This is a genomic window from Streptomyces huasconensis, assembly GCF_021028635.1.
GTDB lineage: Bacteria > Actinomycetota > Actinomycetes > Streptomycetales > Streptomycetaceae > Streptomyces > Streptomyces huasconensis.
Genome location: NZ_CP086119.1, coordinates 126,951 through 141,558, shown reverse-complemented (window position 1 = coordinate 141,558; position 14,608 = coordinate 126,951). Strand labels below are relative to the sequence as shown.

General features: G+C 69.0%; 12 protein-coding genes and 3 pseudogenes. 10 read left to right on the top strand and 5 right to left on the bottom strand.

Going from position 1 to position 14,608, the window contains the following annotated elements; all coding sequences use genetic code 11:
- Positions 1-337: 337 nt before the first annotated feature.
- The 3 genes from J2N69_RS00625 to J2N69_RS00615 all read right to left on the bottom strand — a co-directional run bounded on the left by J2N69_RS00625 (position 338) and on the right by J2N69_RS00615 (position 1,999).
- Complete coding sequence (locus J2N69_RS00625) at positions 338-838, bottom strand: nucleoside deaminase (protein ID WP_230898910.1); 501 nt, start codon at positions 836-838, stop codon at positions 338-340.
- Positions 839-879: 41 nt separating this feature from the next.
- Positions 880-1,350, bottom strand: a complete 471-nt coding sequence (gene cynS, locus J2N69_RS00620) for a cyanase (RefSeq protein ID WP_230898909.1) — start codon at positions 1,348-1,350, stop codon at positions 880-882.
- A gap of 61 nt (positions 1,351-1,411) precedes the next feature.
- Positions 1,412-1,999, bottom strand: a complete 588-nt coding sequence (locus tag J2N69_RS00615; protein ID WP_230898908.1) for a carbonic anhydrase — start codon at positions 1,997-1,999, stop codon at positions 1,412-1,414.
- 123 nt (positions 2,000-2,122) lie between these two features.
- Here J2N69_RS00615 and cynR point away from each other — a divergent pair, with 123 nt between their 5' ends.
- A complete protein-coding gene (gene cynR, locus J2N69_RS00610; protein ID WP_230898907.1) occupies positions 2,123-3,034 on the top strand; it encodes a transcriptional regulator CynR in 912 nt (303 codons plus the stop codon).
- A gap of 64 nt (positions 3,035-3,098) precedes the next feature.
- Here cynR and J2N69_RS00605 read toward each other — a convergent pair whose 3' ends face one another.
- Positions 3,099-4,973, bottom strand: a complete 1,875-nt coding sequence (locus J2N69_RS00605; protein ID WP_230904527.1) for a protein-arginine deiminase domain-containing protein — start codon at positions 4,971-4,973, stop codon at positions 3,099-3,101.
- A 447-nt stretch (positions 4,974-5,420) separates the two neighbouring features.
- Between J2N69_RS00605 and J2N69_RS00600 the strand changes: the two genes are divergently transcribed.
- Together J2N69_RS00600 and J2N69_RS00595 are read left to right on the top strand one after the other, a co-directional pair.
- Positions 5,421-5,999 (top strand): phosphoesterase, encoded by a 579-nt coding sequence (locus J2N69_RS00600; RefSeq protein WP_230898906.1) that lies wholly within the window; start codon positions 5,421-5,423, stop codon positions 5,997-5,999.
- The gene (locus J2N69_RS00595) at positions 5,996-7,561 is read left to right on the top strand and encodes an alkaline phosphatase D family protein (protein ID WP_230898905.1); all 1,566 of its coding nucleotides are present in this window, start codon (positions 5,996-5,998) and stop codon (positions 7,559-7,561) included. The genes J2N69_RS00600 and J2N69_RS00595 overlap by 4 nt, the downstream gene beginning before the upstream one ends.
- Here J2N69_RS00595 and J2N69_RS00590 read toward each other — a convergent pair.
- A pseudogene (locus J2N69_RS00590) lies at positions 7,558-8,468 on the bottom strand (IS5 family transposase). The gene J2N69_RS00595 and the pseudogene J2N69_RS00590 sit on opposite strands and share 4 nt — an antisense overlap.
- Before the next feature lie 36 nt (positions 8,469-8,504).
- Between J2N69_RS00590 and J2N69_RS00585 the strand changes: the two are divergent.
- The 7 genes and pseudogenes from J2N69_RS00585 to J2N69_RS00555 all read left to right on the top strand — a co-directional run bounded on the left by J2N69_RS00585 (position 8,505) and on the right by J2N69_RS00555 (position 14,495).
- Positions 8,505-9,134, top strand: a complete 630-nt coding sequence (locus J2N69_RS00585; RefSeq protein WP_230898904.1) for a class I SAM-dependent methyltransferase — start codon at positions 8,505-8,507, stop codon at positions 9,132-9,134.
- 138 nt (positions 9,135-9,272) lie between these two features.
- Entirely contained in the window at positions 9,273-10,364 is a 1,092-nt protein-coding gene (locus tag J2N69_RS00580) for an IS630 family transposase (RefSeq protein ID WP_230898903.1), read from the top strand.
- Between the two features lie 10 nt (positions 10,365-10,374).
- Positions 10,375-10,500, top strand: a pseudogene (locus J2N69_RS00575) (IS701 family transposase); the annotation flags it as partial.
- 26 nt (positions 10,501-10,526) lie between these two features.
- Positions 10,527-10,637 (top strand): annotated as a pseudogene (locus J2N69_RS00570) (IS5/IS1182 family transposase); the annotation flags it as partial.
- Between the two features lie 159 nt (positions 10,638-10,796).
- Entirely contained in the window at positions 10,797-12,296 is a 1,500-nt protein-coding gene (locus tag J2N69_RS00565) for a phosphatidylinositol-specific phospholipase C domain-containing protein (RefSeq protein ID WP_230898902.1), read from the top strand.
- Positions 12,297-12,522: 226 nt separating this feature from the next.
- A complete protein-coding gene (locus J2N69_RS00560; RefSeq protein WP_230898901.1) occupies positions 12,523-13,980 on the top strand; it encodes a serine hydrolase domain-containing protein in 1,458 nt (485 codons plus the stop codon).
- 110 nt (positions 13,981-14,090) lie between these two features.
- Positions 14,091-14,495, top strand: a complete 405-nt coding sequence (locus J2N69_RS00555; RefSeq protein ID WP_230898900.1) for a 2-thiouracil desulfurase family protein — start codon at positions 14,091-14,093, stop codon at positions 14,493-14,495.
- Positions 14,496-14,608: the final 113 nt, after the last annotated feature.

The window sequence follows — 14,608 nt, the reverse complement described above, 5'->3', positions numbered from 1 at the left end:
CTTTCTCCGACGAACCGGTGCGCGAGTGGGATACGGAGGTTGCTGTTCCGGTGCCAAGTGAAGTGTGGGGGAACGTCTGTGATCCGAGCGACATGTGGTGTTCACGGGACGGGGCTCGGCGGCGGGCGTACGGGGGGTGTCGAGCCCTTCATGGCGGTGGCGACACGTAGCTTTGCCGCATGAGTGATCTTTACGAACTCCAGCTCGCTCTCGACTTCCCGGACCCCCTCTCCGCCGCTGATCTCGACCTGTTGGCGAATTGGATGCCCTTCATCGCCTCTTGGCGTGGCTTGCCGCGCGAGCAACGACGGTGGGCGCCCGGCCCCGATCACCTGGGTCACGCGGCGGTGGGAGTGCCCGCCACGCGGCGCTCGCCGCCGTTGCGCTCCTGCCAGAGGCGGTACACCTCGACGGCGTCCTCGCGCTCCTCGTGGCGCATCGGCATCCGGCGTTCCTGCCAGGGCTTGGCGAACTCGTCGTAGAAAGTGTCCAGTTCGAAGTACTTGCGGTCGTCGACGTAGTGGGGCTCGTAGGCGTCACGGGTGGTGAGGAAGACGACCTCGTCCGGCGAGCAGTAGTACAGCGAGCCCAGGCACATCGGGCAGGGGTGTGCGAGGACGTAGATGGTGGTGCCGGTCAGGTGTTCGGTGCCCAGCTTGGTGCAGGCCTCGCGGATGGCGAGGATCTCCGCGTGCGCGGTGGGGTCACTGGTCTGGGCGACCCTGTTCGGGCTCTCGGCGAGGATCTCGCCGTCCTTGACGATGACGGTCGCGAACGGGCGGCCGCCCTCGGCAACGTTCTGGCGGGCGATGTCGATGGTGCGCTGGACGAAGTCCATGGGGGTCCTCCGGGGGAGAGTAGGGCAGGCGGCTTCGCGAGTCAGAAGGGCTTGGTCGGCAAGTACTTGCCGTCCAGCGTGATGACGGCGCGCTCGCCGCCCTCGGGGTCGGCGACCTTCTTCACGTCGAGCTTGAAGTTGATCGCGGAGATGATGCCGTCGCCGAACTCCTCGTGGACCAGGGCCTTGAGGGTGGTGCCGTAGACCTGGAGCATCTCGTAGAAGCGGTACATGGTCGGGTCGGTCGGAATCCGGTTCGGCATCGAGCCACGCACCGGGATGGTCTGGAGAAGGAGCACCGCGTCGTCGTCCAGGCCCAGCAGCTCGGCGACGGCCTGGGCGGACTTCTCCGGCAGCGGGTGCTGGCCGAGGACAGCGGCGGTGGTGAAGGCCACCGACAGGCCCGAGGCCTCCGCGATCTGCTTCCAGGAAAGGTTCCTGCGGGTCTTCGCCGCGACGGCCTCGGCGGCGAGGGCTTCACGCGCGGTCTGCTCGAACTGTGCCTGCACCATGATCAATACATCCTTTTCGGGGGAACGTCACTCAGGTACGAGTGCTGGAGTGGGGGAGGGGTCAGGCCGCGGACGCGGCGTGGGCGGCGGTCAGGTCGTCGACGCGGCCCGCGGGGATGTCGTAGACCCAGCCGTGCAAGGCCACCTTCCCGTCCGCCAGGGCCCTGGCGACCGAGGGGTGGGTGGCCAGGTTCGTCAGCTGGGCGAGCACGTTCTGTCGCACCAGCGCGGGAACGCCGCCGTCCGCGGCGGTACGGGCGACCGAGGCAGCGGCGAGCCGGAGCCAGTCGGCGACCGCCGGGGCACCGCTGAGGTCGTGGTCCTCGGCGAGGGCGGTCATCGCGCCGCACGCGGAGTGACCGCAGACGACGATGTCCTTGACGCCCAGCGCGGCGACGGCGTACTCGATGCTCGCCGCGACACCGTCGGCGCCGGGGGCATAGGCGGGCACGAGATTGCCGGCGGTGCGGATGACGAACAGGTCGCCCGGCTCGGCGCTGGTGATCAGCTCGGGGACGACGCGGGCGTCGGAGCAGCTGATGAACAGGGTGTGGGGGGTGTGATGTGTGGCCAGACGCGTGAAGAGCTTCGCCTTGGCCGGGAAGGTTTCCCGCTGGAATCGGGCGACGCCCTCGGTGAGGTCCTGCATGGTCACTCTCCTCGGGTGGTGCCGACCCGTCTGGGCCGGTGCAACCACCTTGCATGACCTGGGTCTATAGTGTCCAAGAGATGCTGGGCATGGAAGTCATCGACCCCATCTATAGTCGAGTCCATGGCTGCTCTCGAACTACGTCACCTGCGTTACTTGCTCGCCGTGGCCGAACACGGCAGCTTCACCCGCGCCGCCGAAGAGCTGCACATCTCCCAGCCCACGCTCTCCCAGCAGATCAAGCAGCTGGAGCGGTCCCTGGGCGTGCAGTTGCTGGACCGCACCGGCCGCACGGTGCGGCTCACCGACGCCGGTGTCGTCTACACCGACCATGCCCGGCGCGCACTGCGTGACCTGGCCGCCGCGGAACGCGCCGTCCACGACGTCCAAGATCTCTCCCGCGGCCACCTGCGTCTGGGCGTCACCCCGACGTTCACCGCCTATCTGATCGGCCCACTCCTCGCCGAGCTGCACACCCGCCACCCCGGCGTCAGCCTCTCCCTGGTGGAGACGACCCAGGACCGCATCGAAGCGGCCCTGCTCGCCGACGACCTCGACCTCGGCATCGCCTTCGCCGGCCCCCACCTCCCCGGCATCGGGGCCACCGCGCTGTTCACCGAGACACTCACACTGGTCACCGGCACCCGTCAGCCCGGCGCCGACTCCGCCTCGCCGCTACCGGTAAGGGAACTCACCGGTCGGCAACTGGCCCTGCTCAGCGGCGACTTCGCCACACGTGGTCACATCGACGCGTACTTCACCCGCCACCGGGCCACCCCACGTATCACGGTCGAGGCCAATTCCATCCAGGCTCTCACCGAGATCGTCCAGCGGACCGGCCTGGCCACCGTTCTGCCCGACGCCATCACCCACGACCACCCCCACCTGACCCCTGTCCCCCTCGATCCGCCCCTTCCCGCCCGCACCGTCACCCTCCAGCACCGTGAAGGGGCCTACCGCAGCGCTGCCACCCGCGCCTTCACGCAGCTCACCCACGACATCGTCCGCACCCGGGGCTACACACCTGCCCCATAGCCGTGCAGCTGGAGCGGGACCGGTAACCATGTCGATGTCGGTGTACCGGCCCCGCCGAAAGGTGTTACGCCGTGGGCCACCACGGGGCCCGGGCGTCCCGCAGCGTGTTGGTGCCGCAGTGCACCTCACCCATGCCGAGGTGGTACGTGTACCAGTCGTCGATGTAGGCCGTCGTGAACCCCGCCTTCGCGTACACGGAGTTCACCGCCTCCGTGAAGATGTCCTTGCCGCCGACGACGGGCCCCCACTGCTTGGGCGCCAGATAGCGGGTCGGGCTCAACAGGACGCCGTTGACCGCGCCGGGGACATAGGCGCTGTTCGGCCGGACGGCGGCGGCGCCCCTGGCACCGTCCGCGGAGCCCCGGCCGCCGCGCGCCTCGTCGGCGCCACGCAGCTGGCTGAACTGCTCCAGGGTCTGCGGGCCCATGCGGCGCAGCTTGCGGCTGCCGCTGAGGCCTTCGCTCTCGTAGGAGTCCCGCGTGTACAGGCCGGGCACCCTCACTATCTCCGCGTCGGTGACGCCGGTCTCCCGCTTGAGGATGGCCAGGTTGGCCTCGATGCGTTCGGCCGCCACCTTGTTGTCGGAGCGGAACGAGGCCTTGGCGAGCACCTGGTCGATGGTTTCCTTCGGGGCGGGGACGTCGCTGCCGCGCGGGACGGAGAACATCTTCGTGGCGCCGTGCCCGTCCCGCTTCGCCTTGCGCAGGAGTTCCATCCCCGCGGTCGGGTCGGCGACACCGATGCGCCAGCCGCGCTCGGTGTCGGCGGGCAGGAACTGCACGAACTCGTCCACATGCCCGACCGACAGCCACGACGTGTCGAGCAGCAGCGGCGCCTGCACCCCCTGCGAGGACAGGAACGTACGCATCGACTTGGCGGGCTTGGCTCCGGAGTCCGCCCGGTAGCCCTGGATGATGCGGCCCGCCGGGTAGCTCTTGCCGTTCAGCGTGTACGGCGGAATGGTCTCCAGGTTGCCCATGGAGTTGAGCGTCCACTCCTCGTTCGCCGCCGGCTTGCCGACCTGCACCACGCCCACGTCCGGGCCGCGCAGCTTCTCGAACAGCTCGCGGCCCGCCGGACGGTCGGGCTGCGCGGACCGGATCATGACCCGCATCGTGTGCTGCTTCCCGCCGGGGCCCGGCATGCTCGCGTAGGCCGGCTCGACGAAGTCCTGCGCCCACGGGTCGCCGTACTCGGTGAAGGTCGTCAGCGGCTTGCCGATGCCGGCGTCCTTCACCTGCGCGGCCAGTTCCTTGACGAACGCGCGCTGGTCACGGCCGTAGGAACCGGCGCCCTTCACCTTGGTGACGAGGACCTCCTCGGCCCGCTGAAGGTGATGGTGGGTCAGGACGGGCGCGGTGCGCAGCACGACGTCGTCGGAGCGGGACGTGCCGCCGCCGGTCACCGTGAACCGGACCTTCACCTCGCCGTTCCACTTCCGCGCGTCGCGCACCACGTCCGTGGCCTCGACGCCCAACTCGACACCGGTACGCAGCTCCGCGGCCGACAACCGGTCGGTGGGCCGCAGCAGGGACCAGCGGCCGTCGCGCTTGATGAACAGGCGCGCCTTCCCGGCTCGGACACCGGCGCCGATCGCCTTGACGGTGCCGTGGCTGCCCGCCGCAGTCCCGGCCAGGGGCACGGTCCGCAGACGGGCCAGGTCGGCGGCGTCACGCGTTCCGTTGATCTTGGTGTCGGACCCGTCGTTGCACTGGGCCAGCTTTTTGTCCGACAGCGGCCTGCCACGGGCGTCCTTGACCGGGCAGCGCTTTGCGTCGTCGTCGACGTTCGGCAGCACGATCGCACCGCGCCGCGCCGTCCAGGCGTTCTCGCCCGCCGCGTCGCTCGTACCCTCCACGTCGACGCCGCCGTCCCGGTTCACGTCGGCGCGCAGATCGGGCACCTGGGCCGGTGCGTCCGGGGTGTCGGCTTCGGCCATGGCCGTGGCTCCCGTGGCCGCGAGCACCCCGGCTATACCGGTCGCGAGAGCGACGTTTCTCCATCTGTGCGTACGCACAGTTCCCCTCCTTGTCCTCGGCTCTCCGGTCAGGTGGTCAGTCAGCGAGAGCCGTTGACCTTAAGGAGGCGCGCCGAAGCGTGGAGGTTGTCAGGCGCCGGGAATTGGGCGGAATCGTGATCAGGAAGAGGCAACTGGCGGCGCCGCCAGGGCAGGTGGCCGGCGCGCAAGAGGGTGGGAGGCCGTCTGCGGGGCTTGGGTGCACGGCGAGGCCAGGACGGACGAGTCCGGGTGTGAAGCCCTAGGGGGGAGGGCTGCCCGCCCGCCGTCGCGAGTGCGTACGTAACAGAATTCGCCGAAACGCTTCTCCTGGTTCACGCGCGGCTGGTGGGCTGACCGCGCTCACCCCAACGATCACAGGAGGCATGCGTGAATCTGGTCGTCAACGGCGACGCGGAGAGCGGGGCGGGCGGCACCGCCGACCCCGTCGCGGAGGTCCGCGGCTGGCAGGTCGCCCAGGGAGCCCCGGCGCTCGTCGCCTACAGCCTCGGCGGCGGCTACCCCACCGCGTCGGACCCCGGGCCCGCCCGGCGCGGCAGCCGCTTCTTCTCGGGCGGCAACAGCGCGCGTACCGCCCTGGTCCAGGACATCTCCCTGCCCAGGACCGGCCCCACCGGGCGCCGGGCCGTCGACGCGGGACGGGTGCGCTACACCCTGTCCGCCTGGCTCGGGGGCTACGCCGGGCAGGAGGACGGCGCACGGCTCTCCGTGGAGTTCCGTGACGCCCAGGGCACGCCGGTCGCCCTGAGCGTGCTCGGCCCCGTCGGCGCCGCGGACCGGGAGGGCCGCACCGGCCTGCTGGAACGCACCGCCGAGGCCGCGGTGCCGCCCACGGCCCGCTCGGCACGGCTCCTCCTCGTGTTCACCCGCAGCGGCGGCGGCACCTCCAACGACGGCTACGCGGACGCCCTCTCCCTCACCCTCGACGCCGACGGAGGCCACCGATGACCGTCAACCGCCGTGATCTGCTGAAGGCCGCCGCGGCCGCCGGCGCGCTGAACCTCGCCTGGCCGCTGGCCGCGGGACTCACCCCCGCACAGGCCCGGGAGGCCGCCGAGCACCTGGGCGCGGAGTACGACCGGGCGCCGTTCACCCTCGGGGTGGCCTCCGGAGACCCCCAGCCCCACTCGGTGCTCCTGTGGACCAGACTCGCCCCCGAACCCCTCGCCGCCGAGCAGAGACTTCCCGAGGTCGTCGAGGTCGACTGGGTGGTCGCCAAGGACGCCCGGCTGCGACACGTCGTCGCCCGCGGCACCGCCCCGGCGTCCGCGACACTCGGCCACAGCGTGCACGTGCCGGTGGACGGCCTCGCGCCCGGCCGCCACTACTGGTACGCGTTCAAGGCACTCGGCAGGACCAGCCGCGTCGGCCGTACGAGGACCGCGCCGCGCGGCCGCGTCTCCAAGGTCACCTTCGCCGCCGCCAACTGCCAGGCGTTCCACGACGGTTACTACGCCGCGCACCGCGGCATCGCCCGCGAGAACGTGGACTTCGTCGTACACCTCGGCGACTACATCTACGAGCACGGTCAGGTCGGCGGCGTACCGGAGACACACGTACGCGACCACGACGGCCCGGAGATCCTCACACTCGCCGACTACCGCAAGCGCCACGCCCTGTACAAGGGCGACAAGTCGCTGCGCGAGGCACACGCCGCCCACCCGTGGTTCCTCACCTGGGACGACCACGAGGTCGTCAACGACTACAGCGGGACCGGGGGAGGAGCCCCGTTCATGCGCCGCCGGGCAGCTGCCTACCAGGCGTGGTTCGAGCACATGCCGCACCGCGACTCCTTCGGCGGCATGGCCCTGCCCGACCCCGAGATCCACCGCGTACGCCGCTGGGGCGATCTGCTGGAACTGAGCATCCTCGACCTACGCTCGTACCGCTCCGCGCAGAACCTGCCCGACGGCACGATCCTCGGCGCCGAACAGAAGGCCTGGCTCAAGCGCACCGTCGACCGCGCCCCGGACTCCTGGCACGTGTGGGCCAACTCGATCATGCTGAGCCAGCTGCGGGGGAGGCCGGGCGGCTCATACATGTTCACCGACCAGTGGGACGGTTTCCTCGCCGAGCGCAAGGAGGTCCTGGGACACGTGCACAAGAGCGGCCTGGAGGACCTGGTCGTCATCACCGGCGACTGGCACTCGGCGTTCGTCGACGACGTCCGCACCGACTTCGACCAGCCCGACTCGCCGCTGGTGGGCACGGAGTTCACCGCGCACTCGGTGACCTCCGGCGCGTACTCGCCCGAGTGGAACACGGCCAACGGCCCCCTCATGGGCAAGGCCAACCCGCACCTGAAGTACTTCGAGGGCAACCGGTACGGCTACGACGTGTACGAGGTGACGCCCGAGCGCTTCACCACCCACATGCGCGTGATCGGCGACCGCCGCGACCCGAACTCCCCGGTGACGACGCTGACGAAGTTCCACGTGGACCGCGGCAAGGCCGGTTCGTACGAGGACGAGGGGACGAAGAGGTCGCCCGCGCAGTACCGCAGGGACTAGGGCCTGTCTGACAAATGATTACCCCGTGGACTCGCGGAGCCAGAGGATCAAGGAAGCCAGGACAACTCCGGCACGGTAGCGGTCGTCGAGCTTGTCGAACCGGGTCGCGATCGCGCGGAGCTGCTTGAGGCGGGCGAAGCATCGTTCGACGACGTTGCGGTCGCGGTAGGTGACCTTGTCGAAGGCCGGCGGCCGGCCGCCGAGGGCTCCGCGTCGGTGGCGGTTCGCCGCCTGGTCGCGGCGCTCGGGGATCGTGGCAGCGATGCCCCGGTGCCTCAGCAGATGGCGGATGGACCTGCTGGAATACGCCTTGTCACCCAGCACACGGTCCGGTGTCGTGCGCGGGCGGCCCGTGCCGAGGCGCGGGGTGCGGATGCCGTCGAGGACCTGGCCGAACGCCGTCGCGTCGTTGACGTTGCCGGGCGTGAGCACAATCGACAGGGGCAGGCCCCGGCCATCGACGGCGAGATGGACTTTGGTGGTCAGTCCGCCTCGGGAGCGGCCGAGGGCCTGGCGCGCCTGCGAGCGGCCCGGATCTTCCAGTTCGTCCCCGTTCACATCCCTTTTTGCGGGCGCCGACTGCGTGCTGGTGGGCTCGGTTGATGGTGGAGTCGACGGAGACGGTCCATTCCACCCGGCCCACCGCGTCATCGCGGACCTGAACGTGCTCCAGCAACCGTGCCCGGGTGCCGTCCGCCTCCCAGCGGGCGAACCGCTCGTAGACGGTCTGCCACGGCCCGACCCGGTCGGGAAGATCCCGCCACGGAGCCCCGGTCCGCAGCCGCCACAGCACCCCGCTGACCACCTGCCGGTGATCACGCCACGGACGGCCCCGTCCGTCCACCTGAGGCAAAAGGGGCTCTATCCGCCTCCATGCCGCATCCGTCAACTCACCTCGACCTGCCACAAGATCAATTATCAGACCGGCTATAGAGTCCTGCCCGTGGCGAATTATCAGGACGAGACCAGGACGGCCTACGACGGTGTCGTCGAGCTGTACGCATCGCTGTTCGCAAACCGGCTGGAAACACAGCCTTTCTCCCGGGCGATGATCGGCACCTTCGCCGAACTGGTGCGCGCGACGGGCAACCTGCGGACAGCGGACGTCGGGTGCGGGCCCGGACATCTGACAGCCATGCTGCACGAACTCGGCCTGGACGCCTTTGGACTAGACCTTGCCCCCGGCATGGTCGACCACGCCCGGCAGGCCCATCCGGCGCTGCGCTTCCAAGAGGCGCGGATGGAATCCCTGCCGATCGAGGACGCCGCGCTCGGCGGCATACTGGCCCACTACTCAATGATTCACACCCCTCCGGGGGAACTACCGGAGCTGCTCGCCGAACAGATACGCGTCCTGGCACCGGACGGTCTGCTCCTGGTCTCCTTCTTCGGGACCGACGGACAAGAACCGGTCCGGTTCGACCACAAGGTGGCGCCCGCCTACAGCTGGCCGGTGGATCGCCTCGCCGAACTGCTGGGCGATGCTGGGCTCGATCCCTTCGCCCGGCTGCTCCACGATCCATCCTCTGACCGGGGCTTCCTCGACGCCCATCTACTGGCCCGCCGTTCGTAGCCACTGCCCAATCCCCCCAGCCGATCGGCGCACCTCCGGATTGCCAGCTCAGCCGAATCTCGCTGATCAGACCGGAATTATCAGACACCCCCTAGTCTTCTGAGTCAGGAATTCTATTCAGATGTATAAGCTTGGCCTGTGGCACGTACCGGGCGGCCGAAGGCCGAATTGATCCTGTCGGGTGAGGAACGGACCGCCCTCGAGGGGTGGGTGCGGCGCCGTTCCACACCGCAGGCGTGGGCCTTGAGGTGCCGGATCATCCTGGCCTGCGCCGAAGGTGCTTCAAACAAAGACGTGGCGGCTCGCCTCGGCTCGACTCCCCACGCGGTGGGCCGCTGGCGGGCGAGGTTCGTCGAGCACCGGATCGCCGGCCTGGGCGACATGCCCCGCCCGGGCGGTCCTCGCACAGTGACGGACGAGCAGGTGGCCGCACTGGTCACCAGGACGCTGGAGTCCACCCCGAAGAACGCAACCCACTGGTCGACGCGCTCGATGGCGAAGGAACTGGGCCTGTCGCAGTCGACCGTGTCCCGGATCTGGCGGGCGTTCGGCCTGCAGCCGCACCGCTCGGAGACGTTCAAGCTGTCGACCGATCCGTACTTCGTCGACAAGGTCCACGACGTCGTCGGCCTCTACCTGGACCCGCCCGAGCGGGCCCTGGTGTTCTGCGTGGACGAGAAGTCACAGATCCAGGCCCTGGACCGCTCGCAGCCGGTGCTGCCGATGATGCCCGGAGTCCCGCAGCGGACCACCCACGACTACGTCCGGGCCGGCACCACCACCCTGTTCGCCGCTCTGGAGGTCGCGACCGGCAAGGTGATCGGCTCACTGCACCAGCGCCACCGGGCCGAGGAGTTCAAGAAGTTCCTCAGCAAGCTCGACAAGGAAGTCCCGGCCGGCCTCGAGGTCCACCTGGTGCTGGACAACTACGCCACCCACAAGACCCCTGCCATCAAGACCTGGCTCCTGGCCCACCCCAGGTTCCACCTGCACTTCACACCGACCGGTTCGTCCTGGCTCAATCTGGTGGAGCGGTGGTTCGCCGAGCTGACCAACAAGCAGATACGGCGAGGCGTCCACAAGACCGTCCAAGCCCTGGAGCAGGACATCCGGACCTGGATCGCCGCATGGAACACCGACCCCAAGCCCTCCATCTGGACCAAGACCGCAGACGAGATCCTCGAACGCCTCGCCTCATATCTGAACAGAATTCCTGACTCAGAAGACTAGTACCGCAACGGTCGCTTCGCTCGAGCGCAAGAACGGCTGGACGCCGACCGAGGAGGCCGGTGACGACGGCCGGGACCGTATCCAGCGGATGCTGAACCGGATCGAGTGGGACGCGGATGAGGTCCTGGACGACGTGTCGGCGAGAGAACCACCGCCTGATGGCACGGCTTCCGCCGCCTACGGATTCGCCGAGTACGACGCGATGACAACCACGAGGCCTTGCTCGGCCTCGCCACGTTCCTCATCACACAGACACGTTTGACGTCGTTGTGAGGATCTCTGAGGCGGACGTAAGCGAAACATGAGAGAAACGTGAGCGGCAGGGCTGAAGCTGGGCACATATCGTCCCGCTCTGACAGGAGTCCCATGCCCAGCCCCACCCCCCGCGCCGCCGGCGCGGGATCGCGCAGACGGTCCCGCACACTGGCAGGTTTGATCACGGTCAGTGTCGCGCTGGGCGCGGCACTTCTGACGCCCACGACCGCAGGGGCGGCCGGGTCGACCAACAGGGACGCCTTCGAGAACCTCGGGCAGCCGGACCGGGCCGAGTGGATGTCGGGCGTCGCCAGCGAGACCCGGCTGTCGGCGATGTCCATCCCCGGTACCCATGACACGCTCTCCCTCCACGGCGGCTCGGCCGTGCAGACGCAGGAGGACTACGGCGACAGCGCGAAGACGCTGGCGGCCCAGTACGAACGCGGAATCCGCGCCCTCGACATCCGGGTCCGCGTCGTCAACGGCGGCCAGGACTTCGCGATCCACCACGCCGCGTTCTACCAGAACGCCAACTTCGACGACGTCCTGGAAAAGACGCAGTCCTTCCTCAAGGCGCACCCGACCGAGACGGTCGTGATGCGACTGAAGTCCGAGTGCCCCTACTCGGGTGCCGCGCTGCACGAGTGCAAGCACGACCCGGGCTCGATGACCCCGAAAGACGTCAAAAACATCTTCGCCGCCTACGCGAAGAAGAGTGAATACGCCGGCCTGTTCTGGGCGCCCTCCATCACGGGCAGCGGCCCGGCGGAGATCCCCAGGCTCGGGGAGGTCCGCGGCAAGCTGGTCCTGGGCAGCTTCGACAGCGTCGAGGACTCGAACTACGGGCTCGCGGGCTTCAACGGCCACAACGAGGACCACTACAACGCTTCGGACATCACGGAGAAGTGGAACTACGTCAAGAAGAACGTCGACGAGGCCATGTCCGCCACCTCCGGCCTGTACGTGACGTATACGTCCGCGAACAAGGTCCCCGGCGGGGGGTCGCCGCGTCACTACGCCGGCGGTTACACGAAGGTCCAGAGCGGCGTCAGCACCGAGGTCCCGGGGGTGAACTACCACCTGATGAAGTACCTCAACAAGACCCAGGGCCGCGTCGGCATCGTCATGATGGACTTTCCCGGCTGGGGCCTGGTGAACGCGATCATCGACCACAACAAGGACGATGCCCGCAGCAGCGGCAACCGGATGCTCTGGCAGGTCAAGGGCGACAAGACCTACGTGAACACGCTGTACGGCCGCTGCATGGTGCGGGGCCCCGAGTTCGAAGACTCCACGTCCGGCGGTCTGGTCACTCAGCGCGAGTGCCAGTCGAGCCCGCCCAGCAGCCACCAGTGGGGGGCCGAGAAGCCCTCCTCGTTCGACAACAAGGGCCACTTCTGGATCAAGGCGAGCAACGGCAAGTGCCTGACCGTGCCCTACAACAACGGCACCCCGCCCGGCTCCGGCACCCAGATGTTCTGGTGGGACTGCGAGACCCGCTGGTTCTCCGGCAGCCAGATGTGGAACATCGTCCCGGTCAAGGTCACCACCTCGAACGGTGAACAGCAGGCCTACAAGTTCGTCAACAACTGGACGGGCCTGTGCCTGTCGATGGACCCGGCCACCGCCGGCAAGTCGGGCGGCAAGGTGACCCAGGAGACCTGCCCGAGCAAGTGACCCCGCAGCACGCTTCCCGCTTCCAGGCCGCCCTTCCTTCCCGGAGGGGCGGCCTGTTCGCGTCCACGGAGCGATCAGCCCCCGCATATACGTCGGCGCCGACTCCCGCGGCTCCGACCGTGGGCAGGTGTCCGCGGCTCCCACTTTGTCGACAACTCTGTTGATCGCTTGCCAGTGGCAGACAAGGATCGGTCTCGACCGAATGTGCAACACGGCGGAGGACGTCTTGTCGAGCAATGTCAGCTGGGATTCCGAGGGCAACTGGACGGCGAAGGGCGGTTGGGGGACCGCGGGTTCGGGCGGGAAGGGCTTCTCGCTCGACCGTTGGCAGGCACGTCTCGACGAGCTGCGCGAGACTCATCGCGTACCGGGTGCGACTCTTGCCGTACTCACGGGCGGCGAGGTCCACGAGTTGGCCAGTGGAGTCCTGCACCGCGGTACCGGAGTGGAGGCCACGACCGACTCGGTGTTCCTGAGCGGCTCGGTCGCCAAGGTCTACACCGCCACGGTGGTGATGCAGCTCGTCGACTCCGGTGTACTGGACCTCGACGCGTGTGTCGCGGACCTTGTTCCGGAGTTCGCCACCCCGGACGCGGAGGCCACCAAAGCCATCACGGTACGTCAACTGCTGAGCCACACTAGCGGGTTGACCTGTGACTTCACCTACGACTCCGGACGCGGCGACGACTGCCTCGCCAAGTACGTCGAGGCCGCCCGGGGCGTCGCCCTCGACTGCCCGCCCGGAACGGCGATCTCGTACAGCAGCCTCGGGTACGTCGTCCTCGGGCGCCTCATCGAGGTGCTGACCGGGCAGACCTGGGACGAGGCCCTGCGGGAGCGGCTGTTGGACCCGCTCGGCCTTGCGCAGACCATGACGCTGCCCGAGGAGGCGCTGCGGTTCCGGGTGGCGATGGGGCATCTGGGTGACCCGGGCGTCGACCCCGACCCGGCGCCGGTCTGGGACTTCATGCCGCGCTCGGCGGGGCCGTACGGCCGTGTGATCTACTCCGCGGGCGACGCGGTCCGGTTCGCCCGGATGCACTTGGACGGCGGCGCCGCCCCCGACGGTACCCGCATCCTGTCGGCCGAGTCGGTCGCGGCGATGCAGCACCGCGAGGTCGACTGCCCGGACAAGTGGACGGTCAGCTCCGACGGCTGGGGCCTGGGCTGGACGCTGTACGACTGGGACGGCATCACCGGCTACGGTCATGACGGCTCGGCCGTCGCCCAGCAGTCCTACCTGCGCATCGTGCCGCACGCGGGCGTCGCCGTGGCGCTGCTGACCAACGGAGGCGGCGCCCGCATGCTCTACGCGGACCTGCTGCGGGAACTCCTCGCCGAGCTGGCCGACGTACGCATGCCGGACGACTTTGCACCGGCCGCGCACCCGCCCGTCGTGGACATGGCGCCGCTGGTGGGCACGTATCAGCGGGCAGGCGTGTTGTTGACGGTCAGCCAGAAGGAGGACGGGGGCCTCCACTTGTTGTACGAATTCGTCGACGGCATGAAGGACATGTCACCGCCGCTCGACATCGAACTGATACCGGTCAGTGAGACGGTCTTCGCGGGAGCGGGGGCCGGTCCGGCGTTCAGTGGGGCCCACATGCCGGTCGTCTTCTCCACCCTCACCGACGGCACGCGGTGCGTGTACGTAGGCATGCGCGTCACGCCGAAGACCGGCTGACGATCCCCGCACCGGGCAGGAGTGCCCCGCGAGACGCGTCCTAGCGGGGCACGCGCGGCGTTGATCCGCCCGCAGGCGAACAGATGCTCTTGCCTGCCTGGTGTGCTGCCGTGCAGCTCCTGGCTTCTGGCTGCCAGGCGTGCCTGTCCGGCGGCCTGCCGGTGCCGCGCCCGCCGGCGGAGATCGGCGGCGGTGACGGCTCGGCGGTGCTGGACGGTATCGCCCGGGTGCTCACCGAGACCGGCTCGGATGTCACCGAGCACTTCGTCCGTGGCGCCCACCGGGCGCTGGATGCGGCGCGTGGGGCCGGTGTACGTGTCGCACTGCTGAAGGAATCCAGCCGCTCTTGCGGAAGCCTCCGGGTCTACGACGGAAGCTTCGCGGGAACGCGCGTACCCGGCCGCGGCGTCACCACGGCGCTGCTCGCGCGGGCGGGTGTGCGGGCCTCCAGCGAGGACCAGATTCCTGAGGCTGCGGCCTACCTGTACGGGCTTGAAGGCGGCCCCGAGGTCTGACATGCCGCGCGGAACGCGCCGCACACGGTGTGTCGTTGCTAGGGCCTGCCCGATGGGACGCAGCGCCGATCGGGCACAGGGTGGCCGCTGATCGCTGTTAGCCTCGGCAGTCC

What these genes read in the sequence shown, in the direction of transcription:
- cynR (WP_230898907.1), top strand. Translation starts at nt 2,123, where the DNA reads ATGGCTGCTCTCGAACTACGTCACCTGCGTTACTTGCTCGCCGTGGCC.
- cynS (WP_230898909.1), bottom strand. Translation starts at nt 1,350, where the DNA reads ATGGTGCAGGCACAGTTCGAGCAGACCGCGCGTGAAGCCCTCGCCGCC.
- J2N69_RS00625 (WP_230898910.1), bottom strand. Translation starts at nt 838, where the DNA reads ATGGACTTCGTCCAGCGCACCATCGACATCGCCCGCCAGAACGTTGCC.
- J2N69_RS00615 (WP_230898908.1), bottom strand. Translation starts at nt 1,999, where the DNA reads ATGCAGGACCTCACCGAGGGCGTCGCCCGATTCCAGCGGGAAACCTTC.
- J2N69_RS00595 (WP_230898905.1), top strand. Translation starts at nt 5,996, where the DNA reads ATGACCGTCAACCGCCGTGATCTGCTGAAGGCCGCCGCGGCCGCCGGC.
- J2N69_RS00605 (WP_230904527.1), bottom strand. Translation starts at nt 4,973, where the DNA reads ATGGCCGAAGCCGACACCCCGGACGCACCGGCCCAGGTGCCCGATCTG.